At 51.4% G+C, this 24,242-nt stretch carries 24 protein-coding genes; 3 read left to right on the top strand and 21 right to left on the bottom strand.

What is annotated here, in order from left to right; all coding sequences use genetic code 11:
- Positions 1-72: 72 nt before the first annotated feature.
- The 5 genes from gntU to LVQ79_RS03390 all read right to left on the bottom strand — a co-directional run bounded on the left by gntU (position 73) and on the right by LVQ79_RS03390 (position 5,205).
- Positions 73-1,413, bottom strand: coding sequence for a gluconate transporter (gntU, locus tag LVQ79_RS03370; RefSeq protein WP_151993786.1), 1,341 nt, complete (start codon positions 1,411-1,413; stop codon positions 73-75).
- Entirely contained in the window at positions 1,410-1,943 is a 534-nt protein-coding gene (gene gntK / locus LVQ79_RS03375) for a gluconokinase (RefSeq protein WP_151993787.1), read from the bottom strand. Before gntK ends, gntU begins: the two co-directional genes overlap by 4 nt.
- Before the next feature lie 182 nt (positions 1,944-2,125).
- Positions 2,126-3,121 carry a gluconate operon transcriptional repressor GntR gene (gene gntR / locus LVQ79_RS03380; protein WP_232863891.1) on the bottom strand — a complete coding sequence of 332 codons (996 nt, stop codon included), beginning with the start codon at positions 3,119-3,121 and terminating at the stop codon, positions 2,126-2,128.
- Positions 3,122-3,348: 227 nt separating this feature from the next.
- On the bottom strand, positions 3,349-4,044 hold the full coding sequence (locus LVQ79_RS03385; RefSeq protein ID WP_232863892.1) for a pirin family protein: 696 nt from the start codon (positions 4,042-4,044) through the stop codon (positions 3,349-3,351).
- Positions 4,045-4,167: 123 nt separating this feature from the next.
- On the bottom strand, positions 4,168-5,205 hold the full coding sequence (locus LVQ79_RS03390; RefSeq protein ID WP_232863893.1) for an oxidoreductase: 1,038 nt from the start codon (positions 5,203-5,205) through the stop codon (positions 4,168-4,170).
- A gap of 451 nt (positions 5,206-5,656) precedes the next feature.
- On the opposite strand from LVQ79_RS03390, the gene yhhY reads away from it, so the two are divergent.
- On the top strand, positions 5,657-6,154 hold the full coding sequence (yhhY, locus tag LVQ79_RS03395; RefSeq protein ID WP_232863894.1) for an N-acetyltransferase: 498 nt from the start codon (positions 5,657-5,659) through the stop codon (positions 6,152-6,154).
- A 42-nt stretch (positions 6,155-6,196) separates the two neighbouring features.
- On the opposite strand, the gene ggt is transcribed toward yhhY, so the two are convergent.
- The gene (gene ggt / locus LVQ79_RS03400; protein ID WP_232863895.1) at positions 6,197-7,951 is read right to left on the bottom strand and encodes a gamma-glutamyltransferase; all 1,755 of its coding nucleotides are present in this window, start codon (positions 7,949-7,951) and stop codon (positions 6,197-6,199) included.
- A 124-nt stretch (positions 7,952-8,075) separates the two neighbouring features.
- Between ggt and LVQ79_RS03405 the strand changes: the two genes are divergently transcribed.
- Entirely contained in the window at positions 8,076-8,525 is a 450-nt protein-coding gene (locus tag LVQ79_RS03405) for a DUF2756 family protein (RefSeq protein WP_151993792.1), read from the top strand.
- A gap of 91 nt (positions 8,526-8,616) precedes the next feature.
- On the opposite strand, the gene ugpQ is transcribed toward LVQ79_RS03405, so the two are convergent.
- The 11 genes from ugpQ to livK form a co-directional block, all read right to left on the bottom strand.
- Positions 8,617-9,357: a glycerophosphodiester phosphodiesterase gene (gene ugpQ / locus LVQ79_RS03410; RefSeq protein ID WP_232863896.1), complete on the bottom strand. Its 741-nt coding sequence runs from the start codon at positions 9,355-9,357 to the stop codon at positions 8,617-8,619.
- Positions 9,354-10,424 carry a sn-glycerol-3-phosphate import ATP-binding protein UgpC gene (locus LVQ79_RS03415; RefSeq protein WP_232863897.1) on the bottom strand — a complete coding sequence of 357 codons (1,071 nt, stop codon included), beginning with the start codon at positions 10,422-10,424 and terminating at the stop codon, positions 9,354-9,356. The genes ugpQ and LVQ79_RS03415 overlap by 4 nt, the downstream gene beginning before the upstream one ends.
- A 3-nt stretch (positions 10,425-10,427) precedes the next feature.
- Positions 10,428-11,273 (bottom strand): sn-glycerol-3-phosphate ABC transporter permease UgpE, encoded by an 846-nt coding sequence (gene ugpE / locus LVQ79_RS03420; RefSeq protein WP_151993795.1) that lies wholly within the window; start codon positions 11,271-11,273, stop codon positions 10,428-10,430.
- The gene (ugpA, locus tag LVQ79_RS03425; protein ID WP_232863898.1) at positions 11,270-12,157 is read right to left on the bottom strand and encodes a sn-glycerol-3-phosphate ABC transporter permease UgpA; all 888 of its coding nucleotides are present in this window, start codon (positions 12,155-12,157) and stop codon (positions 11,270-11,272) included. The genes ugpE and ugpA overlap by 4 nt, the downstream gene beginning before the upstream one ends.
- Before the next feature lie 106 nt (positions 12,158-12,263).
- Complete coding sequence (gene ugpB, locus LVQ79_RS03430; protein WP_064514633.1) at positions 12,264-13,583, bottom strand: sn-glycerol-3-phosphate ABC transporter substrate-binding protein UgpB; 1,320 nt, start codon at positions 13,581-13,583, stop codon at positions 12,264-12,266.
- Between the two features lie 164 nt (positions 13,584-13,747).
- Positions 13,748-14,023 (bottom strand): hypothetical protein, encoded by a 276-nt coding sequence (locus LVQ79_RS03435; RefSeq protein WP_232863899.1) that lies wholly within the window; start codon positions 14,021-14,023, stop codon positions 13,748-13,750.
- A gap of 122 nt (positions 14,024-14,145) precedes the next feature.
- On the bottom strand, positions 14,146-14,859 hold the full coding sequence (gene livF, locus LVQ79_RS03440) for a high-affinity branched-chain amino acid ABC transporter ATP-binding protein LivF (RefSeq protein ID WP_034460504.1): 714 nt from the start codon (positions 14,857-14,859) through the stop codon (positions 14,146-14,148).
- Position 14,860: 1 nt separating this feature from the next.
- Positions 14,861-15,628: a high-affinity branched-chain amino acid ABC transporter ATP-binding protein LivG gene (gene livG, locus LVQ79_RS03445; protein WP_034460506.1), complete on the bottom strand. Its 768-nt coding sequence runs from the start codon at positions 15,626-15,628 to the stop codon at positions 14,861-14,863.
- Positions 15,625-16,911 carry a high-affinity branched-chain amino acid ABC transporter permease LivM gene (locus tag LVQ79_RS03450; RefSeq protein ID WP_064514635.1) on the bottom strand — a complete coding sequence of 429 codons (1,287 nt, stop codon included), beginning with the start codon at positions 16,909-16,911 and terminating at the stop codon, positions 15,625-15,627. Before LVQ79_RS03450 ends, livG begins: the two co-directional genes overlap by 4 nt.
- Positions 16,908-17,834, bottom strand: coding sequence for a high-affinity branched-chain amino acid ABC transporter permease LivH (livH, locus tag LVQ79_RS03455; RefSeq protein WP_064514637.1), 927 nt, complete (start codon positions 17,832-17,834; stop codon positions 16,908-16,910). Before livH ends, LVQ79_RS03450 begins: the two co-directional genes overlap by 4 nt.
- A 69-nt stretch (positions 17,835-17,903) precedes the next feature.
- Positions 17,904-19,013, bottom strand: a complete 1,110-nt coding sequence (livK, locus tag LVQ79_RS03460) for a high-affinity branched-chain amino acid ABC transporter substrate-binding protein LivK (protein ID WP_232863900.1) — start codon at positions 19,011-19,013, stop codon at positions 17,904-17,906.
- A 416-nt stretch (positions 19,014-19,429) separates the two neighbouring features.
- Here livK and panM point away from each other — a divergent pair, with 416 nt between their 5' ends.
- Positions 19,430-19,810 carry an aspartate 1-decarboxylase autocleavage activator PanM gene (gene panM, locus LVQ79_RS03465; RefSeq protein WP_232863901.1) on the top strand — a complete coding sequence of 127 codons (381 nt, stop codon included), beginning with the start codon at positions 19,430-19,432 and terminating at the stop codon, positions 19,808-19,810.
- A 155-nt stretch (positions 19,811-19,965) separates the two neighbouring features.
- Here panM and LVQ79_RS03470 read toward each other — a convergent pair whose 3' ends face one another.
- The 4 genes from LVQ79_RS03470 to ftsE form a co-directional block, all read right to left on the bottom strand.
- A complete protein-coding gene (locus LVQ79_RS03470) occupies positions 19,966-21,069 on the bottom strand; it encodes a branched-chain amino acid ABC transporter substrate-binding protein (RefSeq protein WP_151993803.1) in 1,104 nt (367 codons plus the stop codon).
- A 345-nt stretch (positions 21,070-21,414) separates the two neighbouring features.
- Positions 21,415-22,269 carry an RNA polymerase sigma factor RpoH gene (gene rpoH / locus LVQ79_RS03475; RefSeq protein WP_034460519.1) on the bottom strand — a complete coding sequence of 285 codons (855 nt, stop codon included), beginning with the start codon at positions 22,267-22,269 and terminating at the stop codon, positions 21,415-21,417.
- Positions 22,270-22,525: 256 nt separating this feature from the next.
- On the bottom strand, positions 22,526-23,581 hold the full coding sequence (gene ftsX / locus LVQ79_RS03480) for a permease-like cell division protein FtsX (protein WP_120066129.1): 1,056 nt from the start codon (positions 23,579-23,581) through the stop codon (positions 22,526-22,528).
- Entirely contained in the window at positions 23,574-24,242 is a 669-nt protein-coding gene (ftsE, locus tag LVQ79_RS03485; RefSeq protein WP_154151018.1) for a cell division ATP-binding protein FtsE, read from the bottom strand. Before ftsE ends, ftsX begins: the two co-directional genes overlap by 8 nt.

Raw genomic sequence — 24,242 nt, forward strand, 5'->3', positions numbered from 1 at the left:
TTTTGAAAAGCATGACGCTCTGGGTTTGCCAGAGCGTCAAATTTATGTCGGGTGACGCTACGCTTTTCCGACCTACGAGAGCAGCGTAAAAGCAATCATCCCAACAACCGCACCCGTGGTGCCGAGGATGGTTTCCATCATGGTCCAGGTCTTCAGGGTTTGCCCTTCGGTTGCACCAGTGAACTTACCAAACAACCAGAAACCAGCGTCGTTAACGTGGCTCACAACAATAGATCCACCCGCGATACAAATCGACAAAGCAGCCATTTGCGCGCCGTTATAGTTCAGTTGTTCAATAACCGGCATCACAAGACCAACGGCGGTCAGGCAAGCAACGGTTGCGGAGCCCTGAATAATGCGAACCGCAGCAGCCAGCACAAAGCAGGTTAAAGCAATGGGCAAACCTAAACCCGTCAGTGCTTCGCCCAGTGCAGGGCCTACGCCTGAGTCCACAAGTACTTGTTTAAATACCCCGCCCGCACCGATAACCAGCAAGATAATGCCAGCCGGTTGCAGCGCGTGGCCGCAGATTTCCATGACCTTTTCTTTCGCCATTCCCTGGCGATATGCCAGGCCATAAATAGCAACCAGACACGCCACCAGAATCGCGGTGAACGGATGGCCAATAAACTCAAGCCATTCGTACAGCGTGGAACCCTGTTCGACGAAACGTGCAGCGATGGTTTTCATCCCGACCAACACCAGCGGCAGCAGAATAAGCGACAAGCTGAAACCGAACGATGGCAGTTTGCCTTCGCCCAGATGCGGTTCGGTGATGTCGTCAGGAATATGCAGCTCGACGTATTTACTGATGAAGTTACCAAACAACGGCCCGGCGATAATCATGCTTGGTATGGCGGCGCACAGGCCCAGCAGAATCATCCAGCCAAAGTCGGCGTGCATTTGGGAAGCCAGTAGCATGGGTGCAGGCCCTGGCAGCAGAAACGCTGCAGCAGCGGCGACACCTGCGAATAAGGGAATAACCAATTTAACCAGGTTTGTTCCGGTGTGGCGGGCCATAGAAAACGCCACGCTAATCAGCAGAACAATGGCAACTTCGAAGAACAACGGTAGTGCGCAAATCAAGCCTGCCAGGCCAATCGCGTAATGTGCGCGACTCTTGCCGAAAGCCTTGAGCATTTTGACGGCTATCTGGTCTACGGCACCTGTTTCATGAAGAATCTTGCCAAACATCGCCCCAAGGGCGACGACGATGGCAAGAAATCCAAGTGTACCGCCCATGCCTTTTTCCATGGTTGCCGCGATTTTATCGAGCGGCATCCCGGAAAATATCCCTGCACCAATTGAAACCACCATCAAAGCAACGAAGGCATGCATACGCGCCTTCATCACTAAAAACAACAGCAGTAAAACCGAACCTACTGCTGTTAAAACAAGGGTTAATGTACTCACTGCGCACTGCCTTTATTAATCACATCAATCGTGCTGGCCACCACGCCCTCCAGCGTTTGGTCAATATCCACCACCAGAACATCAGGTTCGTCAGACTTTGGTTCTTCCAGCGTTTCAAACTGAGTGACCAACATTTGAGTTTTGAAGAAGTGACCTTTACGTGCTTTCAGACGGTTTTCAATGACTTCGAAATCCCCTTTCATGTAGATGAAAGAGAGATTTGGGTTACCGTCGCGCAATTGGTCGCGATAAACCTTTTTCAGCGCGGAACACACGATCAAAGAAACTTTGTTGGTGCGTTGCATGGCGAATGCCGCGTCATTTAACGCTTGCAGCCATGGTTTGCGATCTTCGTCATTTAACGGCTCACCGGAAGCCATCTTCATGATATTGCAGCGCGGATGAAGGAAGTCGCCGTCGAGGAACGCGGCTTTGAGTTGATGAGCAACTTCACTCGCGACAGCAGATTTACCGCTGCCAGAGACGCCCATCAGGACGTAGATGTGGTTTTCGTGGTTGGTAGTGCTCATAGCGTAGCTCCGACGGACGAGGTGCTGTTACGGGTAACTGTTATCGGTAACATTGTCCAGAGAGCTTCAGCAATAAGCAATAACCATTAGCTTGCAAAGTGTATAAGTGTGAACTAAATCAAAAAAACAGTGCGTAAGTATTCCGAGTTGCAGCCATGGAGCTGCAACCTGAAATCATTCTGTTATATGGAACCGCCCGGCGACAGCGTAAATCCTAAGTCCAGCATTTGCGGCGTCACCGTTTCGCCACGTATCCGCGCCAGCAAACGCTCCGCACCAATACGCCCCATACGTTCACGCGGCGTTAGTACGCTGGCAAGACGCGGTTCCATCACCTGCCCAATATCGTGGCCGTGGAAACCGGCAATCGCCATATCTTTTGGAATACTCAAGCCCTGACGCTGGCATTCAAATGCCGCACCGATGGCTAAGTCATCGTTAGTACAGAAGATGCTGTCGAGCTGTGGATATTCACGCCTGGCCTGACGGAACAATTCAATACCGGTGGAATATGAGGAGGAATTTTCGACCATTACACTATATGGCACAAGCCCGGCATCGTTCATCGCCTGCTCATAGCCTTTTTTCTTAATCACAGTACGTTCATCAAGACGGGCGCCGAGATACGCTACATGGCGGTGACCACGCGCAATAATGGCGGCAGTCATCTGGCGTGCTGCTTCGAAGTTATCAAACCCTACCGCAATATCCAGGCATGGTGAAATGCTGTCCATCAATTCCACAACCGGAATGCCCGCCACTTCAATCATTTTTAAGGTGCGCGGAGTATGACTACGTTCGGTGAGGATGAGACCGTCGATATTCCAGGAAAGCATTGATTCCAGGCGCTCTTCTTCCAGTTCCGGCTTGTAGCCGTAGTGGGCGAGCATGGTCTGATAGCCGTAAGCATCCACGACACTTTCAATGCCACGCAGCACTTCTGCAAAAACCTGGTTGGTCAGTGAAGGTAGCAACACACCGATTGCGCGGCTGGTAGAATTGGAGAGGATATCTGGTGCGCGGTTCGGAATATAGCCAAGTTCATCAAGGGCTGCGGCAATTTTTACCTGTAACGCAGCGGAAACCTGGTCTGGGTTACGCAAAAAGCGACTGACCGTCATTTTGGTTATGCCAACGCGGTCTGCAACGTCCTGTAATACCGGTCTTTTCTTTTTCATTATCTTGCTGTGCGGGTTATCAATCGACAGCGAAGTTTAGCACGGACAAAGCACAACCTTCCCAGTTTCCGAGGAAGGTTGTGACCGGTAACTATGCATTTAAATACCCAAAATCATTCGGGGTGCAGCAAGGCGGCAAGGAAATAAGTCCCCGGGAGCTTACTAAAGTAAGTGACCGGGGCGAATTTACGTAGCCAACACCGCTGCAACCTGAAGGATGACGGGTATTATACTGGTGGAAGATCGAACAGCAGGATCTCACTCGCTTCGTTGGCATGAATCGAAATCGCTTGTTCATCCCACACAGCAACCGCATCGCTGGTTTTTGCCTGAGTGCCGTTAATAGAGACATCACCTTTCACTACCTGCACCCAAATGCGGCGATCTGCCGGGATCTGGTAGACAGATTGTTCGTCTTTCGCCAAAGCCCAACGCGAGAGTTCCATATCCTGGTTCACTTTCAGAGAACCGTCACGCGCATCCGGCGACAGTACCAGTTGGCGGCCCTGCGGTGCATCAAAACGGCGCTGATCGTAACGCGGCGTGATGCCTGTTTTTTCTGGAATGATCCAGATTTGATACAGACGCAGGCGCTCGGTTTTGCTTGGGTTGTACTCGGAGTGAGTAATACCGGTACCGGCGCTCATAATCTGGAATTCACCCGCTGGAACCTTTTCTTCGTTACCCATGCTGTCGCGGTGCGCTACGGCCCCTTCAAGCACGTAAGTCAGGATTTCCATGTCTTTGTGCGGATGGGTACCGAACCCTTCGCCCGCTTCCACTACGTCTTCGTTAATCACACGTAATGCCGAGAAACCCATGAAATTGGCATCGTAATAGTTAGCGAATGAGAAGGTGTGCCAGCTATCCAACCAACCATGATTCGCATGACCACGTTCTTCAGCTTTTCTTAAAAAGATCATTTTGTTTCTCCGCAATTCGTTTGATGGACTAAGTGTGGACTCGAATCGGAAATGATCATAGAGGGTGAAAATTGACGCCTCTGTTCAAAAAATGTGAACGAGTCAGAGACGCCAGATTTCAGGTTAGGCGAGGGTCACTGTAGAGGGGGAAGCCTGTTCGAAACCGCGTTCGAGGATCTCAAGGTTGGTCAGTGCTTCAATTTCTCTGACGTAATTTGGCTTGCCGTTAAGAATGGTTTCGTACAGCGCGTCGTATACGCGCCCATAGTCACCCGCTTCCGGCTTCAGCTCTTCGCGCACGGTTTCACCCGCGTCGTTTACGTACTCAAGCACACCGACGCTGCTGTCTGCCGCAAAACCCTGCTCGCCCGGCATAATGTACGCTTTAAGGCTGGTTTCTTGCTGGTCGATGCCGTACTTAATGAATGAGCCTTTGGTGCCGTGAACCAGGAATTTCGGGTAATCGATTTTCACCAGATGGCTGGTTTTGACGATGGCTTTCATATCGCCATAGAACAGCTGCGCTTCAAAGGTATCGTCCGGGTTGGCTTTATTACGCACGCTACGAATATCGTAGGCGACGTGGTCCGGGCGGCCAAACAGCGAGATGATTTGGTCCATGGTATGCACGCCGAGGCCATAAAACGCGCCATCTGCCGGCAGCCCAGGTTTGGTTTCCGCAACCGGGCGATACATATCAAAGTGGCTTTCAATCTCGACAATTTCGCCCAGTTTTCCGCTTTCGATGGCTTTTTTCATCGTCAGGAAGCAGGAGTCAAAACGGCGGTTCTGGTATGGCGTGACGGTCAGCCCTTTGGCTTTCGCCAGTTCAAATAACTCTTTGGCTTCGGCAAGCGTTGGGGTGAACGGCTTTTCCACCAGCACATTTTTGCCTGCTTCAAGTGCGCGTTTCGCGTAATCAAAGTGGCTGTCAGCGTGGGTGCAAACCACCACCAGTTTGACCTGCGGGTCATTCAGCACTTCGTCTAAATCGCTGGTGAAATGAATGTGGCTATATTCCGGTTGCTGCTCGATTTCCGGTTTTTCATTGCGGCGGAAGATATGCGCAACGTGGAATTTATCCTTGCGAACCAGAACGTAAGGGAGGTGATAACGCGTGGTGCTTTTGCCAAAACCTATGAAAGCGCAGTGTAGGGTCATTGCTTTGTCCTTTTTGATTTTGAATTGCAATTACCATACTTGAGTCTTTGGCGGATGTCGCTGCGCTAATCCGCCCTACGAAACACAAGTTTGCCTGAATGCTCAGCCGTCGGCGGCGCAGCCAGTTTGTTCTCGGCCTGCGCGCAGAAACCGGAGCGTACTTAAAGTACGTGAGGATTTCGAGCACAGCCCGAGGACAAAATGGCAAGTAAGCCAGGCTGAAAAAAGGATAAAAAAAAGCCAGCGCGAGGCTGGCTAAGTAATACTGGAAGCAATGTGAGCAATGTCGTGCTTTCAGGATGTCTCCGTAGGGATCTCCCCTGAACGCATGGCAATAATAATCATTATCATTCGCACTTGTCTACTTTTTTTTAGAAATAATTGGCAGTTGACGAAAATTAAAAAGTCAATAATGTTGAAGGGGTTACCTAACCAATTGAGGAGAAAAGGAATGAGCGAAATCGAGATACGTCATGCTGAAATCGGTGATGCGGAAGCTCTGCATCAACTTTACTCTCAACCGACGCCGCAACGCGACACGCTACATCTTCCTCATTCTCCGCAAGCGCAGTGGCTAGAACGGTTGAAGGAACCAAAACCAGGCAGCCGTAATCTGGTCGCCTGTATTGATGGAAAAGTGATTGGTCAACTGACGCTTGCGGTAGAACCCTCACCACGCCGCAGCCACGTCGCAACCTTCGGCATAGGCGTGGACAGCAATTTTCATGGCAGAGGTGTCGCCAGCGCACTTATGTCAGCGATGACCGACCTGTGTGATAACTGGCTGCGCATCGATCGTATTGAGCTGACGGTGTTTGTTGATAACGCACCTGCATTGGCGGTTTACCGTAAATTTGGCTTTGAAATTGAAGGCACAGGGAAGAACTACGCACTGCGTGACGGGCAGTATGTGGATGCGTATTTTATGGCGCGATGTAAGCCAAATTGAAACGCCCTCGCCCTTTCCGTTTCTGGAAAGGGCGAGAACGGATTAATAACCCGCAGTCAAATCATCAACCGAACGCGGGTCAGAAGCGCCATATAGCGAGCCATCTGGCCCAACCATAATACTTTGCGTGCTTCCCATCGCCTCTTTCACCTGAACATTCTGCCCTTTCTCTTTCAGCAGTTTGATGGTGTCCGGGCTAAAGCCTTTTTCGACGCGTAACTCATCTGGCAGCCACTGATGATGGAACCGCGGCGCGTTGGTCGCTTCGGCGACGTTCATCCCATAATCGATGGTATTCATCACCATCTGAAGCACAGTGGTGATGATTCGGCTACCGCCAGGGCTACCGGTTACCAGCCAGGTTTTGCCATCTTTCACCACAATAGTTGGCGACATTGAAGACAAAGGGCGTTTATGCGGGCCTACGGCATTGGCATCACCACCGACCAGCCCATAAACGTTTGGCACGCCTGGTTTAGCTGAGAAATCATCCATTTGGTTATTCATCAGGATGCCGGTATTACCCGCCACAATGCCGGTACCAAATACAGTATTGAGCGTATAGGTCACTGCCACGGCGTTGCCATCTTTATCCACCACAGAGAAATGGGTGGTCTGGTTACTTTCATACGGTGCGAGTTTACCGGGTTTGATTTCGCTCGACGGGCGCGCTTTGTTGATGTCTATCTGCTCCGCCAGTGATTTGGCGTAGGTTTTGTTAGTCAGCGCTTGCCACGGCACTTTCACAAAATCCGGATCACCGAGGTATTCCGAGCGATCCGCATAAGCATATTTTTCAGCTTCTGCGGTAAGTTGCATCGCATCGGCGCTGCCAAAACCGTATTTAGAGAGGTCGAAGTTTTCCAGAATATTGAGGATTTCAACGATGTGAATGCCACCAGACGACGGTGGAGGCATAGAGAAAATCTCGTAGCCGCGATAGGTACCGCTTATCGGCGCACGTTCGACAGCTTTGTAATTCGCAAGATCAGCCTTGCTAATTAACCCACCATTTTTTGCCATTTCGTCAGCAATCTGGTCGGCGATAACGCCTTTATAGAATGCGTCCGGCCCATTCTCAGCAATCATCTCAAGGCTTTTAGCGAGATTGGTCTGTACCAGTTTGTCGCCCTTTTGCAGCGGTTCGCCATCAGCTTTCCAGAAAATAGCCTTGCTGTTTGGGTGATTCGGGAGCACTTCCGCACCATAGACTTTCAGGTCTTCCGCCAGCGCATCATTCACTGTGAAACCGTCTTGCGCCAGTTTGATAGCGGGCTGGATAACTTTGTTTAGCGGCAAAGTACCGTACTTTTCCAGCGCCATTGAGAAGCCCGCCACGGTGCCAGGGGTGCCGGAAGCAAGATGAGAGGTGAGAGATTTTTTGCTGTCAGCATTGCCCTGCGCATCGAGGAACATATCGCGCGTGGCTTTTTCCGGAGCCATTTCACGGAAATCAATGGCGGTGGTTTTACCGTCTTTGGTGCGCAGCATCATAAAGCCACCGCCACCGATATTACCCGCTTGCGGGTGTGTTACCGCCAGCGCAAAGCCCACGGCAACGGCGGCATCAACCGCGTTCCCACCTTGTTTAAGAATATCGACGCCCACTTGGGTGGCGAGGGAATCTTGCGAGGCAACCATGCCATTTTCAGCACGCACAGCATGATGCACATCGGCTTCAACCCCATAGGATACCGGAGGCGGCGCGGCGCTGGCAGTCAGGCAGAGTCCAATCATTAGCGCGGGAATGGTTACCCAGCGCAGCATTTCAGAACGAAAAGTTTTCCACTGCTTCATCGTTATTTTCTCCATGCTTATCAGGGGCAATCCCCCGTTAAGCCTGGTCTAAAAATCCTAAATAACCATCGGGTTGGTGGAAAACGATTAAACTTAGTAGATCCCCCAAATGGAGGAAGTGACGATGAAAAAAATACTCATACTGGCGGCTTTGCTGCCATTGACCTGTTTGGCACAGCCAATTAATACCCTGAATAATCCAAACCAACCGGATTACCAGATCCCAAGTCAGCAACGGATGCAGCAACAGATGCAAACGCAGCAGATACAGCAAAAAGGGATGTTGAATCAGCAGTTACAAACGCAGACACGCATCCAGCAACAGCATCTGGAAGGGCAGATAAACAATAATTCGCAGCAGGACGTCTTTAAGGTGAAAAAAACGCTGCCCAATGAAATGGAAGTCGGAACGCAGCAGGTACTGCCAAATACCAATGGCGGGATGCTAAGTGGCAGCGGAAGTAGCAGCCAGGATCATATGCTGCAACCAAAAACCAATGGCAGCATGCTCAATCAAAACAGCAACTCGACTTCACTACAGCCGAATATCCCGCTGAAAACAATTGGGCCGTAAAGGAGATGGTGGGTGACGCTCGCGCTACCCACCTTACAATGCCGAAACTACAGGTCGGATAAGCTTGCGTCATCCGACATTGGTCAGCCATTTAGTCCGTAAAGTCCGCACCAATCTGGTCGATACGGTCAGTACAAATGGTATCGACTCCCCAGCGCAGCAGCGTTGCTGCGCGCTCGGGAACATTCACGGTATAAACCAGAATATGTAATCCAGCCGCTTTCAGTTGCTGTACGCGAGATTCATCAAGCAGTTTATGGTTCAGGTGAATGGAAACGCAGTCAAGTCGGGTGGTCAGCTCCCGCCAGTCATCACGCCACTCATCAAGTAACAACCCACGTGGAAGCTCAGGCACGGCATTTTGTGCCGCCTCCAGCGCTTCGATAGAAAACGAAGAGAGCAATGGATCGGTTTGCCCAAACCATAACTCCCGTGCCGCCAGTGCGATGACTTTCCCGGTTTCTCTATCGGTGCCCGTGGTCGGTTTAATTTCGATATTTGCCATCATGCCGTGTTGTTTACAACGCGCAGCAACCTGCGAAAGAAGAGGTAATGGCTCGCCTTTGAATTCGCCGCTAAACCAACTTCCCACATCAACACTCAGCAACTTATCCCACGGCAAATCGCCCGCGACTCCCCAACCATTGCTGGTGCGCTCAAGCGTGTCGTCATGCAGCAAGAAGATTTGCCCGTCTTTTGATAGTTTGGCGTCAAACTCAATCATGGTGTGGCCGTAGCGCGCACCGATATCAATAGCCGCCAGCGTATTTTCCGGTGCCAATTTTCCGCCACCACGATGGGCCGCGACTTTTGGGTATGGCCAGTTACTCATAAACGTTGTCCATTTTCTTTATCAAAGAAATGTAGATTATTTTCAGGCAGATACAGCCATAGAGTACTGCCGGGTTGCGGGCGTTCCTGATGCGACAGGCGCACCACCATTTTTTGCTCGCCCCAACGCCCGTGCACTAAATTATCTGCCCCCAGCATCTCCAGCGTGTCCACCACAAATGGCACGCCGCCTGCGGTTTGTGAGCTTAGCGCAATATGTTCCGGGCGGATACCCAGGGTAACAGCGCGGCCTCGTTGCAGATTTGCCGCGTTTCCCAGTGGCAACGCCATGCCGCCTGCCAGTTCAAAACGCGTGCCGTCGGCGCTGATATTTACTTCCAGCAGGTTCATAGCAGGCGAACCAATAAAGCTCGCCACAAAACGGCTTGCCGGGCGCTCGTAGACTTCGACTGGCGTGCCGATTTGCTCTGCAACACCTTTGTTCATCACCATCACGCGCTGCGCAAGGGTCATCGCTTCAACCTGGTCGTGCGTGACGTACAAACTGGTGGTCTGCAGGCGGCGGTGTAACTGTTGTAATTCCAGGCGCATCTGCACACGCAGCTTGGCATCAAGGTTTGAGAGCGGTTCATCAAACAGAAAAACCGCCGGGTCACGCACGATTGCACGGCCCATCGCCACGCGCTGGCGCTGCCCGCCAGAAAGCTCACGCGGGCGGCGTTTGAGCAAACCATCGAGTTCGAGAATACGCGCCGCTTCCACCACTTTTTGCTGAATATGCGCTTTACCCATACCGCGAATTTTCAGGCCCCAGGCCATGTTTTCTTCCACACTCATATGTGGATAAAGCGCGTAGTTCTGGAACACCATCGCGATGCCGCGTTCTTTCGGCTCCATTTCGGTGACGCGCTGGCGATCAATCCAGATATCACCACTGGTGACGCGCTCAAGCCCGGCAACCATACGTAACAACGTCGATTTTCCGCAGCCCGACGGCCCCACCATCACGATAAATTCACCGTCTGCCACATCCAGCGTCAGTGGCTGAATCACCTGGGTTTTATTGTCCCAACTTTTGGATACTGCCTGTAATTTCAGTCCTGCCATGGGTTATTTCTCACTATCCACTAAGCCACGCACAAACGCGCGTTGCATTACTAAAACGATGATTACCGGGGGAATAAGGGTCAGCAGCATGGCCGCCATGACCTGGTTCCACTGCGTAGAGCCTTCGCCAGACGACATCATCCCTTTGATACCCGCGACAGCCGTACCGAGGTTAACGTCGCTGATAATCAGCAACGGCCACAGATACTGATTCCAGCCGTAGATAAAGGTGATGACGAACAGCGCCGCCAGATTGGTTTTTGAGAGCGGCAAGACGATGTCGCGGAAGAAACGCATCGGCGTTGCACCATCGATGCGTGCCGCTTCCATTAACTCGTCGGGCAGCGTCATAAAGAACTGGCGGAACAGAAACGTGGCGGTCGCTGAAGCCATTAGTGGCAGCGTCAGGCCGGTGTAGCTATCGAGCATTTTAAGATTTGCGATGACTTCAACGGTTGGAAAAATACGCACTTCAACTGGCAGCATCAGGGTGATAAAGATCATCCAGAAGAACAGGTTACGCAGCGGAAAGCGGAACCAGACAATGGCAAAAGCGGAGAGCATCGACACCGTGATTTTGCCGATGGTAATCACCATCGCCATCACAAAGCTGTTTAGCAGCATCAGACCGAACGGCGCACTGTTTGCACCAACACCATGCGTCCAGATATAGGACATATTTTCCAGCAGATGCGTGCCCGGAATCAGCGTCATCGGCGTCTGAAATACGGCCTGGTTATCCAGTGTTGCCGCGACAAACGCCACATACATCGGGAACAGAATGACGATGATGCCAAGTATCAGCATGGTATGGCTGAAAATAGTCAGCCCACGACGATTCTCAATCATTGGTAACGCACCTTACGTTCCACGAAGCGGAACTGAATGACGGTCAGTATGATCACCAGGAACATCAGCACAACCGATTGTGCCGCCGAAGCGGAAAGATCGAGTCCGGCAAAACCTTCACGGTAAATTTTGTAGATTAGCGTGGTGGTTGCCTGCACTGGGCCACCGCCTGTTGCAGCGTCGATAACCGGGAAGGTATCGAAAAAGGCATATACCAGGTTCACGACCAGCAGGAAGAAACTGACCGGGGCAATCAGCGGCAGCGACAGTTTAAAGAAACGTCGTACCGGCCCTGCGCCATCAATCGATGCAGCCTCTACTAGCGAGCGAGGGATAGATTGCAATGCCGCAAAGAAGAACAGGAAGTTGTAGCTGATTTGCTTCCACACCGAGGCAAACACCACGAGGAACATCGCCTGGCCGCTGTTTTGCGCGTGGTTCCAGTGGTAGCCAAACCCTTCCAGCACATGCGTTAACAGGCCGCGCCCTGGGTTAAACAGGAAGATCCACAGTACGGCAGCAATCGCTGGCGCTACCGCATACGGTAGCAGCATTAGCGTTTGGTAGATTCGGCTGCCGCGAATGACATAATCCGTGAGTGCCGCGAAAAAGAGCGACACCAGCAGGCCACTGCCAGCAACTAAGCCACTGAAAATCAATGTGGTGTAGAAAGAGTCGAGATAGTAACTGTCGTGGAAAAGCTGTTTAAAATTATCCAGCCCGACAAACGTGCTCGAAAGCCCAAACGGATCGACATTCTGGAGGGAGTACCACAACGCTTCGCCCGCAGGCCAAATGAAAAAGATAATGGTGATAACCAGTTGCGGCAGGACAAGGGTATACGGCAGCCAGCCTGAACGGAACACCGGACGAGAAGATGACATAGTGTTGCTCTTATAGAGATTAATGGTGGATGTCGCATGCGCTAATCCACCCTACAACGGCTTTCGTAGGTCGGATAAGCGAAGCACCATCCGACATCAACAAAACTTAAGACTTCGTCGACTGCTCGAAACGGCGCAGCAGCTGATTTCCACGCTCAACCGCGCTATCTAACGCTTGTTGAGGGGTTTTCTTACCGGTCCACACCGATTCCAGTTCTTCATCCACGATGGTACGAATCTGTGGCATGTTGCCCAGACGCAGACCTTTGGTGAATGGCAATGGTGGCTTGTTCATCATCTGGCGCGTAGCAATATCAGCGCCTGGATTTTTCTCGTAGAAGCCTTGTTCGCGCGTCAGGTCATAAGCCGCTTTGGTAATTGGCAGATAACCTGTTTTCTGGTGCCACTCAGCGGCGATTTCTGGCTGAGCAAGGAACTGCATAAACTCGGCAACGCCTTTGTAAGTCGCAGCGTCTTTACCCTGCATAACCCACAGACTTGCCCCACCGATAATGGCGTTTTGCGGTGCGTTCGGAATGGTTGAATCGTAAGGCATCATGCCCACGCCGTAGTTGAATTTGGCGTAATGGCGGATATCAGCAAGCGAACCGGAAGAGGCGGTTGTGATGGCGCAATCACCGTTGTAGAACTTTTCGGTGGATTCGTCTTTGCGGCCAAAGTAGCTGAAATCACCTTTCTTATTCAGCTCTTCCAGCAGAGCGATGTGTTTCACTTGCTCTGGTTTATTGAATTCCAGAACTGCGTCAGTACCGTCAAAACCGTTGTTTTTGGTAGCAACCGGCAAGCCGTTCCACGCGCTGAAGTTTTCAATTTGAATCCAGCCCTGCCAGCCGCTGGCGTAACCACACTTCATACCCGCCGCTTTCAGCTTCGCGGTGTATTCAGCCAGGTCCTGCCAGGTTTTTGGCGGCTGGTCCGGATTCAGGCCAGCTTTTTTAAAGGCGTCTTTGTTGTAATACAGCACTGGCGTTGAGCTGTTGAAAGGCTGGGAAAGCAGATGCCCGGTTTTCGCATCGGTGTAGTAACCAGAAACCGTCGGCACAAATTGGGATTCGTCGAACTTAATGCCCGCATCGTTAAACACTTCATACACCGGCTTGATAGCTTTCGAAGCCATCATGGTCGCGGTGCCGACTTCGTAAACCTGCAAAATGGCTGGCGCATTGCCCGAACGGAAAGCCGCAATCCCTGCCGCCAGGTTTTGTTCGTAGTTACCTTTATAAACCGGAACAATTTTGTAGTCAGGATGCGTCTGGTTAAAGCGTTGAGCCAGTGAGTCAACCTCTTTGCCCAACTCGCCTTCCATTGAATGCCAGAATGGAATGGAGGTGGCGGCGATAGCGCTGCTGCTAAATACGCATCCTAGCGCCAGGCAAATTGCTGTGTGTCGTAACGATGCAGTCATGTCTTATCTCTCTTGTTATGTGGCTAACAGCGCGAAAATACGCGTTTTTGTTCGCATCAAAACATGACATGCGCGAATGACAGAAAAATAACCGGGAGGTGACAGGATCGTGACGATGGGATGACGAAATAAAGACAAGGCGGCACAATCGCACCGCCAGGTGGTTAATGCTTAAAGTGATTTTCCCGATCGTTTAAGCGGCGTTTATCTTCACGGCGCTGTTTCTCACGCTCGATATCAGATTGGTTGCCAGCGGCATTTGGGCACTCAGCCGAAGGGAATGTCGCACACAGCGCTTTGTGCTGCTCTTGCGCTTGTACTGCGGCGGAAGGGGGTTTTTCTTGCCAGATAGTGGGGTCAGCAGGATTAAACGTATGGTCCTTTTCTGCTGACTGGGCATGCCCTATAAAGAGCAGTGCTATAAGCATCAGGTATTTCATTATGATCTCCTTATCATTATCCAATTTGCGCAAACGGCTATAAAAAAACCGCTGAAGTAAAATACCACAGCGGTTTTTAATATGTATGAAATGTGACCAGCTTAGCGTCGTATAAGCATTTTTTAGCCGCCGAGGTAGGCGCTACGCACTGCTTCGTTAGCCAGTAACGCGTCACCTGTATCTTCAAGTACCACGTGGCCGTTTTCCAGCACGTAGCCACGGTCAGCAAGCTTCAACGCCTGGTTGGCGTTCTGCTCGACCAGGAAGATGGTCATGCCTTCGCTGCGCAATTTTTCGATGGTGTCGAAAATCTGCTGGATGATGATTGGCGCAAGACCGAGCGACGGTTCATCTAACAGCAACAGACGTGGTTGGCTCATTAATGCACGGCCAATCGCCAGCATTTGTTGCTCACCACCGGACATCGTACCCGCACGCTGAATACGGCGCTCCAGCAAGCGCGGGAACAGTTCGTAAACGCGTTGGATACGTTCATGATACTGGTCGCGTTCCGCAAAGAAGCCACCCATAGCCAGGTTTTCTTCTACCGTCATACGGGAAAACACGCGGCGGCCTTCAGGCACAATCGCCACTGCTTCACGCATGATGCGTGCGGTATGCCAGTCGGTGATGTCTTTACCATCAAAGGTAATCTTGCCGCTTGAAGCGCGCGGATCACCACAAAGTGTTCCCAATAGCGTCGTTTTACCGGCACCGTTAGCGCCAATCAGAGTGACGATTTCGCCCTGCTTGATGTGCAGACTGACCTCATGAAGCGCCTGGATTTTTCCGTAGTGGGCGCTCACATGGTCAAATGACAACATGATATTTTCCATATTAAGCCTCACCCAAATATGCGCGGATTACGTCAGGGTTGTTACGGATTTGCTCCGGCGTGCCGTTCGCAAGCGGCGTCCCCTGGTTTACCACGTAAATCCTGTCAGAAATGCCCATCACCAGTTTCATGTCATGCTCGATTAACAGCACGGTGGTGTTGTGATGGTTACGTAACTCCATGATTAACTCATCGAGCTCATGCGTTTCTTTCGGGTTAAGGCCAGCTGCGGGTTCATCAAGCATCAGAATTTCTGGCTGAGTCACCATGCAGCGTGCAATCTCAAGACGGCGCTGATCGCCATACGCCAGGTTGCTCGCCTGGCGGTTAGCCTGCTCAAGCAGACCAATACGATCAAGCCAGGTTGCAGCGCGGTCCAGCGCTTCGCTTTGTGAACGGCGAAAAGCTGGCGTTTTCAGCAAACCTGAGAACACACCGGTTTTCAGTTGCATATGCTGAGCAACCAGCAAGTTTTCAATCACGGTCATTTCGCGGAACAGACGAACGTGCTGGAAAGTACGCACCACGCCCATACGTGCAATTTGCTGACCCGGCAGCCCTTCAAGGTGCTGATCACGCAACAGAATCGTACCGCCTGATGGCTTGTAAAAGCCGGTCAGGCAGTTAAACACCGTGGTTTTACCGGCACCGTTCGGGCCGATTAACGAAACAATTTCTTGTGGATGCAGTTCCAGAGAAACATTGTTTACGGCGAGCAAGCCGCCAAAACGCATCATCAAGCCGTTTACGGATAACAATGGCTGACTCATGCCTGCTCTCCTTTCACTTGTTCCACTTGCTCTTTTTTAAGCTTCAATTGCGGACGTGACATTGGCAGCAAGCCTTGTGGACGCCAGATCATCATCAGCACCATCAAGCCACCAAGCACCAACATGCTGTATTCGTTCAGATCACGCATCAGTTCACGCGATACCACCAGCAGCACGGCGGCGAGGATAACGGCAAATTGCGAGCCCATACCGCCCAGTACCACAATCGCCAGTACGAATGCCGATTCGGCAAAAGTGAAGGACTCCGGGCTAACAAAGCCCTGGCGTGCAGCGAACAGCGTACCGGCAAAGCCTGCAAACGCGGCGCTAATAGTGAATGCGGTCAGCTTGATACGAGTTGGGTTCAGACCCAGTGAGCGGCATGCGATTTCATCTTCACGCAACGCTTCCCACGCACGGCCCAGCGGCATCCGCAGCAGTCGGTTAATCACAAACAGCGACAATACAACCAGCAACAGCGCAACCAGATACAGGAAGATAATCCTGTCACCGGGGTTGTATGCAACGTTAAAGAAGTTGCTGAAAGTGTCCCACCCGCCTTCACGCGTGCTACGGCTGAACTCCAGACCGAACAGCGTTGGTTTTGGGATCTGGCTGATGCCGTTCGGACCACCGGTAATTTCGGTGTTGTTGAGCAGCAAAATACGCACGATTTCACCAAAGCCGAGCGTCACAATCGCGAGGTAGTCGCCGCGTAAACGCAACACCGGGAAGCCAAGCAGGAAACCTGCCGCCGCAGACACCAGGCCCGCAATTGGCAAGCATGTCCAGAAGCCTAAACCGTAGTAGTGGTTGAGCAGCGCAAAGGTATAAGCGCCGATGGCATAAAAACCGCCGTAGCCCAGCACCAGCAAGCCAGACAAACCGACAACCACGTTCAGGCCAAGGCCGAGAATGATATAAATCATGGTGAGCGTGGCGATATCCACCGTACCGCGTGACACCACAAACGGCCACGCAACCGCAAGCACCAACAGTGCCGCCAGGAACAGTTTCTGTTTCGGTGTAGAACCATCTAACGCAGGCAGCACAAACTTCGGCCCGGAGACTTTTTTCATGCCTTTCTGGAATGCAGGGCGCAGCAACTGGAAGACGAAGACAATCGCCGTACCAATCAACACCCATTCCCAGCGCACTGTTTCCGCGCTGTGGACTACAAGCTTAGTACCATCGAGACTCAGCTGAACGCCCATAAAGACGCCCGCCAGCACGAAAAATATGGCTGCCGAAAGCAGCGCCAAAACAACATGCATCGGCTTCATACTTTTTCTACCTCCGGGCGACCCAGGATACCGGTAGGCATAACCAGCAGTACCACGATGAGCAGCGCAAAGGAGACAACATCTTTATATTCAGTGCTCAGATACGCGGAGGTCAGCGCTTCTGCAACACCTAAAATCAGGCCACCAATCATCGCACCAGGGATACTGCCGATACCGCCAAGTACCGCTGCGGTGAAGGCTTTCATCCCGGCCATAAAGCCGATGTAGGGGTTGATAACGCCGTAGAACTGGCCGAGCAGTACACCTGCAACCGCAGCCATGGCTGCACCAATCACGAAGGTCAGGGAGATAACGCGGTCGGTGTTAATTCCGAGCAGGCTCGCCATTTTCAAATCTTCTGCACACGCGCGGCACGCACGGCCCATGCGGGAGTAGCGAATAAACAGCGTCAGCGCGAGCATCGCAAGGAACGTCACCACCCAAATCACCAACTGCATGGTGGTAATGGTTGCGGTGAAGTTGTCGCTGGCACCGACGACCCACTGGCCGTTAAACAGGCTTGGCAGCGCAATATCACGTGAACCTTCGGTCAGGCTGACGTAGTTTTGCAGGAAGATAGACATCCCGATAGCAGAGATCAGTGCAATCAGACGCTTAGAGTTACGCACTGGTTTGTAGGCAACGCGCTCGATGCTCCAACCGTAGGCACTGGCGATGACAATGGCACCAATAAAACCTGCACCAACCAGCATCCAACCCACGTCAATGCCCATCATCATCAGCGCTGCGATGATCATAAACGAGACGTAGCTGCCGATCATATATACCTCGCCATGGGCGAAGTTGATCATGCCGATAATGCCGTAAACCATGGTGTAACCGATGGCTATCAACGCGTAAGTACTGCCCAACGTGACGCCGTTAAACATCTGTTGCAGGAAATAGAGGAACTGCTCGGACATACAATAACCTTATTTATTCCTCCCCAACGCATAGCCGCCGGGGAGGTGGGATGACCCAGATTTGCCGATCTATTTAGCTACGGAAGACGAACCGTCGGCATGCCACTGGAAGACACCAAAATCAAATCCCTTCAGATCGCCTTTCTCATCCCAGTTCAGCGGCCCAATCACGGTTTTCGCACCGTTTGCTTTCAAATCTTTGATTAAATCAGCAGGTTCTTCACTGCCGGTACGCTCAAGTGCTGTAGCCAGAGATTGCACCGCTGCGTAAGTAATCCATACGTACGGACCACTTGGATCTTTCTTCTCAGCTTTCAACTCATCAACGATAGCTTTGTTCGCTGGGTCCTGGTCATAGCGTTTTGGCATAGTCACTAACATGCCTTCGCCCGCCGCACCTGCGATGTTAGACAGTGATGCGTTACCCACACCCTCTGGACCCATAAACTGAGTTTTCAGGCCAACAGCACGTGCCTGACGCAGAATCTGACCCATTTCCGGGTAGTAACCACCGTAGTATACGAAGTCGATGTTTTCTTTTTGCAGACGCGCAACCAGCGTGGAGAAGTCTTTATCTCCCGCAGTGATACCGTCGAAGAAGACGATGTTCGCGCCGCCTTTCTTCAAGCCATCCTGTACAGAACGCGCCAGGCCTTCGCCATATTGCTGTTTGTCATGAATGACCGCGATGCGCTTCGGTTTTACAGTGTCGAGAATGTATTTAGACGCCGTTGGGCCCTGGGAAGAATCCAGGCCCGCGGTACGCATAATCATTTTGTAACCACGAGCAGTCAGTTCTGGGTTAGTTGCACCAGGGGTTATCATCAGGATGCCTTCGTCTTCGTAGATATCAGACGCAGGCTGAGTGGAAGAGGAGCAAAGGTGGCCAATAACATAACGCACACCGTCGTTAACGATTTTGTTGGCAACCGCTACTGCTTGTTTAGGGTCACAAGCATCGTCGTATTCAACCGCAACAAGTTTGTCGCCTTTGATGCCGCCTTTAGCGTTGATGTCTTTAATTGCCTGGCGCGCGCCGTTAAATTCCATGTCGCCCCACTGCGCAACCGGGCCAGACATTGCACCAACAACCGCAACTTTGATGTCTGCTGCGGTTGCCGCGTGAGACACCGCCAGCGCAATAACCCCAGCGAGTAATGTCTTCGCGTTCATTTTCATAGATCCAATTCCTGTTCGTGATTATGTGGTTTTATAGTGACCAAAAAACGCACTGTGCGTTTTTTAGGCTTTAACCATTTTTATGAGTGCCTTTAAGGGCTTAGCGCTAAAATTTACAATTTTTAAAGCTAAACTCTCTATTTTTCAGGCTATTAAGCAAAGATATTATTCTGTATTTGCTCATAGTTAAACAAAAAAAAGCAGCTTTTTCAGCATAAAATAGCGATACAAAGAGCGGAATAAATCACTAGGTTTTAGGGTTTTATACTGACCATATTTCAATCTACCGCTTATCGAACTGGCATACGTTTGCCGCAAAAATTAATCGTCTGGTATATGACAGATAAAAGATAAAGCGTCTGGCGCAAATAAATTGGTTACACTCGGGGTTTTCCCGCTTTTTGGTTAGCTCGCTTATGAAACTCACCATCATTCGTCTGTTTGAGTGTAGTGCTCAGGATGAGATCGATCTTGCTAAGATCTGGCCGGAATACTCCAGCGCTTCGCTTGCTTTGACGGATACTCACAGAATTTATGCTGCAAAATTTAATGATCGGCTGCTCGGTGCGGTTCGCGTTACGCTCGCGGGCAATGAAGCCGCGCTGGATTCGCTACGAGTACGCGAAATCACCCGTCGCCGTGGCGTTGGGCAGTATCTGGTCGAAGAAGTGATTCGTGATAATCCTGACATCATCGCCTGGTGGATGAACGATGCAGGCGTAGAAGACCGTGATGTGATGACGGCGTTTATGCAGGCGGTAGGTTTTGCGGAGCAAAGTGGTGGCTGGAAGAAGTGATAACTGTTTGGTTATCACTTCTTCCATCATTTATCGAAGTATTTCGTGCTGCAGAAAGGCGGCAAGTTGTGAAATCCCCGGGAGCTTACATCAGTAAGTGACCGGGGTTACGCAACGCAGCCAACGCATCTGCGGCGCGAAAGGTGCCCGATAAATTATTTGGCGTCGGTAGCAGTACCGTTCGCATGCCACGTAAACACGCCGAACTCAAAGCCTTTCAGGTCGCCTTTCTGATCCCAGCTCAATGGCCCCATTACGGTTTCCACAGTGGCACCTTTCAGATAGGTAGCGATTTCAGCTGGATCTTCTGACTTGTTCAGGCCAGCCGCCAGCGATTGCAGTGCTGCGTATGTGGTCCATACGAATGCGCCACTTGGATCTTGTTTCTTCGCTTTGATGGCATCCACAACCGGTTTGTTCGCAGGAACCTGGTCGTAGTTCTTCGGCTTAGTCACTAACAGGCCTTCAGCAGACTCACCAGCAATGTTAGACAAAGAAACGTTCGCTACACCTTCTGGACCCATGAACTGAGTTTTCAGGCCTGCTGCACGAGACTGACGCAGGATCTGTCCCATTTCCGGGTGGTAGCCACCGTAGTAAACGAAGTCGATGTTCTCTTTCTTCAGGCGTGCCACCAGCGTGGAGAAGTCTTTCTCGCCTGCGGTGATACCGTCAAAGAACACCACGTTAGCGCCGCCTTTTTTCAGGTTGTCCTGAACGGATCGCGCCAGGCCTTCGCCATACTGTTGTTTGTCATGAATGACCGCGATGTTTTTCGGTTTCACATGATCAAGGATGTATTTCGCAGCCGTTGGGCCCTGATCGGAGTCCAGGCCTGTGGTACGCATAGTTAATTTGTACCCACGGGAAGTCAGCTCAGGAGCCGTTGCCGCTGGGGTGATCATTAGAACACCTTCGTCTTCGTAGATATCAGACGCTGGCTGAGTGGAAGAAGAACACAAGTGGCCGATTACATATTTGATGCCATCGTTAACCACTTTGTTGGCGACAGCCACGGCTTGTTTCGGGTCACAAGCATCGTCATATTTGGTGATAACCAGCTTGTCGCCTTTGATGCCGCCTTTGGCATTAATGTCAGCAACCGCTTGTTCTGCGCCGGTAAACTCCTGGTCGCCATATTGAGCAACCGGGCCAGACATCGCCCCTACGACCGCAACTTTGATGTCCTTAGCAAATGCTGCATTGCTCATCGCAAGTGCAATACAACCAGCCAATAACGCTTTGCCCTTCATTTTCATCCTGAGATCCCCATTTTTGTTGTGATTGGTATTTACCCATCATCCTTCAAGCTGCAGGGGTGTTGGCTGCACTCACTTACCCGAATCACTTACCTTAGTAAGCTCATCGGGATAAGCTCCCTGGCCGCCTACCTGCAACTCGAATGCTAATGGGTAATTGTTGTGTTGTTTTGGCACGATTTTATTTTTGATTTAAGAATACCGCGCGTGCCTTCACCGCATTCAGAGTTAAAAACATACCCGAATTTATGGTTTTTGGAATAACAATTTTTTCACAATAGGGAAGGAAAGTGACGGGCATAAAAAAACCGCCCCGGAAGGCGGTTTTTTATCTGACGGAATAACTTACGCTTCGATGGCCATGCGCAGTTTTTTCATTGCGTTCTTTTCAAGCTGGCGCACACGCTCAGCGGAAACGCCGTAGCGATCGGCCAGTTCTTGCAATGTGCTCTTGTTTTCTTCGTCGAGCCAACGGGCACGGATAATATCCTGACTACGTTCGTCCAGGCCTAACATGGCGTCGCTGAGTTTATCAGCCGCGTGCGATTCCCAGTTGTCGTCTTCAATGCCATCAGCAAAGTTAGAAGACTTATCCTGCAAGAACAGCACAGGAGCCATTGGCGCGCTGTCTGAATCGTCGTCGTTGCCCATATCGAACGTCATGTCCTGCGCCGCCATGCGAGATTCCATCTCACGGACATCTTTGCTGGAAACACCCAGCTCATTGGCGACCATTTCCACTTCGTCCTGGTTGAACCAACCCAGACGTTGTTTAGTTTTACGCAGGTTAAAGAACAACTTACGTTGTGCTTTAGTGGTTGCCACTTTCACAATACGCCAGTTACGCAGAACGTATTCGTGAATTTCAGCTTTGATCCAGTGCACGGCGAACGACACCAGACGGACACCCACTTCAGGGTTAAAACGGCGCACAGCCTTCATCAGGCCGATGTTGCCTTCCTGGATCAAGTCAGCCTGCGGCAAACCATAGCCCGAGTAATTACGAGCGATATGAACAACAAAGCGCAGGTGAGACAGGATCAGCCTTTTCGCTGCTTCCAGATCGCCCTGGTAATGCAGCTTTTCAGCCAGCTCCTTCTCTTCCTCAGCCGTTAACATCGGCCAGGAATTAGCGGCCCGGATATAAGATTCCAGGTTACCAACAGGGGCTAAAGCTAAATTTTGCATTTCTTTGGTCATTCAAACCCTCTCTTAAGACTAACGTACAGGTTGCTACACCATGCTGCACCTGACCACACGTCAAGCGCCAAACCGTACCATCCACAGTAAACTCAGACAGTGACGTTATCCACAAGTTCACTGTAAAGCTGTGCATATATTACACACAAAATGTGACAGAGCTATGAAACTGGGCAGGAGAAACACATACCGAGGTGGGAGCGTGTCCCCTGCTGACGGGTACTTCGTAGCAGGGAACAAGTATATCAAAAAATTTTTACTCTGGGGTAAAACGACGTAAATGTTGTACCGTTGCGATCCATGCCGCCAACCATCCACTCATGGAAGCAACCAGCAGCAACAGCAGACATTCATCGAAACCTAAGCCCGTCAAATCGAACTTTGTGCCGAAGACTTGCGCCACTTGAGTGACCGCCGACGACAAACGCCACACCAGAATTTCGGTCAAAATCAGTGACAAAAACGCACCGCTAAAGCCTAACAACGCGCCGCCATACAAGAATGGGCGCAGAATAAATCCATCCGTTGCACCAATCAGTTTTTGCACGTTGATGGTGTCGCGACGGGCAAAAATGCTCAGGCGCACGCTGTTACCAATCACCAGGAACACCGCCGCTACCATTAGCACACCAATCATCGCAGCGACCCGGCCTACAAGGCCAGTCAGCGAAGCCAGGCGTGCAAACCAGCTATCATCCATGCGCACTTCATCGACACCGTTAATGCGCGCTACGCGGTCACGCAAAGTATTCAGGTGGTCGGTGGTCTGGAAATCGAGTTTCGGGTTCACCACGGCAACGGCAGGCAGCGGGTTTTCTTCCAGCATATCCAGCGCGCCACCAAAGCCCGACCAGTTACGGAACTCACCCAGCGCTTCGTCACGCGAAAGATAGTTAACTTTATCGACGCCCTCTTCCGCCTGAATCGCGCCAACCACTTGCTGCGCGGCGTTGTCGTCCAGCGCTTTATCGAGGTAAACGGTGATTTGCGGCGAAGGATAATACTGCGTAGCGGCCTGGTTCACGTTCTTGTAAACCATGTAGCACACGCTAGGCAGCGTCAGTGAGATGGCGATAACCATCACCGTCAAAAACGTGGCTATAGGCTTGCTGCGTAAGTCTTGTAGCGCCCCCTGCCAGGCGTAGCGGAACTGTTCGTTCACACCACCTTTGAGGGATTTGCTTTTCGATTGAGGCCCTTTACCGCGTTTTTTCACCGAGCGGCCTAAATCTCCTAACTTATTCAGCGAGTTGATTTTATCCAGCTTGTTGCTGAAACGCTTTATGTGATTGAGCGCGCTGCGTTTATTCACCTGCCAGGCCTCCATGCAAATGGCCGTCACTTAACGTCAACATGCGATAATTACGGCGGGATATCAGGCTCATGTCATGCGTTGCCATCAGAACCGTTACTCCCACACGGTTAAACTCTTCGAACAGACGCAAAATCCCTTCCGAGAGCGCATCGTCGAGGTTACCGGTTGGTTCATCCGCCAGCAAAACGGCGGGCTTATTCACTACCGCGCGGGCAATACCCACGCGCTGTTGTTCACCGCCAGAGAGTTGGATCGGAAGGTTTTTCGCTTTATCGAGCAGGCCGACTTTATCCAGTGCCGCACTAACGCGACGGCGAATATCTTCGCCACTGGCACCCGCGATGATCAGCGGGATTGCCACGTTGTCGTACACGGTTCTGTCCATCAACAGATGGTGATCCTGGAAGATCATTCCAATCTGGCGGCGCAGGAACGGCACTTCGCGGCTCTTGAGGCGGCTAATATCATGGCCGCCAAAAGCAATTTTCCCGGCGCTTGGCCGCTCAATACCGCAGATAAGCTTGAGCAGGGTACTTTTCCCCGCGCCGGAGTGGCCGGTCAGGAAAGCCATCTCGCCAGGTTGCATATGGAAGGTCACTCCCTGCAACGCTTGTCTCCCACCGAGATAGGCCTTACTAACGTGTTCAAAGCGAATCAT

Origin of the sequence: Buttiauxella cochleicola (genome assembly GCF_021282405.1) — a bacterium.
Classification (GTDB): Bacteria; Pseudomonadota; Gammaproteobacteria; order Enterobacterales; family Enterobacteriaceae; genus Buttiauxella; species Buttiauxella massiliensis.

Excerpts from the sequence above, each read along its gene's own strand:
- LVQ79_RS03390 (WP_232863893.1), bottom strand. The coding sequence starts at position 5,205 with ATGACCCTACACTGCGCTTTCATAGGTTTTGGCAAAAGCACCACGCGT.
- LVQ79_RS03415 (WP_232863897.1), bottom strand. The coding sequence starts at position 10,424 with ATGGCAGGACTGAAATTACAGGCAGTATCCAAAAGTTGGGACAATAAA.
- ftsE (WP_154151018.1), bottom strand. The coding sequence starts at position 24,242 with ATGATTCGCTTTGAACACGTTAGTAAGGCCTATCTCGGTGGGAGACAA.
- LVQ79_RS03385 (WP_232863892.1), bottom strand. The coding sequence starts at position 4,044 with ATGATCTTTTTAAGAAAAGCTGAAGAACGTGGTCATGCGAATCATGGT.
- ugpE (WP_151993795.1), bottom strand. The coding sequence starts at position 11,273 with ATGATTGAGAATCGTCGTGGGCTGACTATTTTCAGCCATACCATGCTG.
- livG (WP_034460506.1), bottom strand. The coding sequence starts at position 15,628 with ATGAGTCAGCCATTGTTATCCGTAAACGGCTTGATGATGCGTTTTGGC.
- livK (WP_232863900.1), bottom strand. The coding sequence starts at position 19,013 with ATGAAAATGAACGCGAAGACATTACTCGCTGGGGTTATTGCGCTGGCG.
- rpoH (WP_034460519.1), bottom strand. The coding sequence starts at position 22,269 with ATGACCAAAGAAATGCAAAATTTAGCTTTAGCCCCTGTTGGTAACCTG.
- LVQ79_RS03470 (WP_151993803.1), bottom strand. The coding sequence starts at position 21,069 with ATGAAAATGAAGGGCAAAGCGTTATTGGCTGGTTGTATTGCACTTGCG.
- gntK (WP_151993787.1), bottom strand. The coding sequence starts at position 1,943 with ATGAGCACTACCAACCACGAAAACCACATCTACGTCCTGATGGGCGTC.
- ugpA (WP_232863898.1), bottom strand. The coding sequence starts at position 12,157 with ATGTCATCTTCTCGTCCGGTGTTCCGTTCAGGCTGGCTGCCGTATACC.
- gntR (WP_232863891.1), bottom strand. The coding sequence starts at position 3,121 with ATGAAAAAGAAAAGACCGGTATTACAGGACGTTGCAGACCGCGTTGGC.
- LVQ79_RS03405 (WP_151993792.1), top strand. The coding sequence starts at position 8,076 with ATGAAAAAAATACTCATACTGGCGGCTTTGCTGCCATTGACCTGTTTG.
- ugpQ (WP_232863896.1), bottom strand. The coding sequence starts at position 9,357 with ATGAGTAACTGGCCATACCCAAAAGTCGCGGCCCATCGTGGTGGCGGA.
- yhhY (WP_232863894.1), top strand. The coding sequence starts at position 5,657 with ATGAGCGAAATCGAGATACGTCATGCTGAAATCGGTGATGCGGAAGCT.
- livF (WP_034460504.1), bottom strand. The coding sequence starts at position 14,859 with ATGGAAAATATCATGTTGTCATTTGACCATGTGAGCGCCCACTACGGA.
- LVQ79_RS03450 (WP_064514635.1), bottom strand. The coding sequence starts at position 16,911 with ATGAAGCCGATGCATGTTGTTTTGGCGCTGCTTTCGGCAGCCATATTT.
- LVQ79_RS03435 (WP_232863899.1), bottom strand. The coding sequence starts at position 14,023 with ATGAAATACCTGATGCTTATAGCACTGCTCTTTATAGGGCATGCCCAG.
- panM (WP_232863901.1), top strand. The coding sequence starts at position 19,430 with ATGAAACTCACCATCATTCGTCTGTTTGAGTGTAGTGCTCAGGATGAG.
- ggt (WP_232863895.1), bottom strand. The coding sequence starts at position 7,951 with ATGAAGCAGTGGAAAACTTTTCGTTCTGAAATGCTGCGCTGGGTAACC.
- livH (WP_064514637.1), bottom strand. The coding sequence starts at position 17,834 with ATGTCCGAGCAGTTCCTCTATTTCCTGCAACAGATGTTTAACGGCGTC.
- ugpB (WP_064514633.1), bottom strand. The coding sequence starts at position 13,583 with ATGACTGCATCGTTACGACACACAGCAATTTGCCTGGCGCTAGGATGC.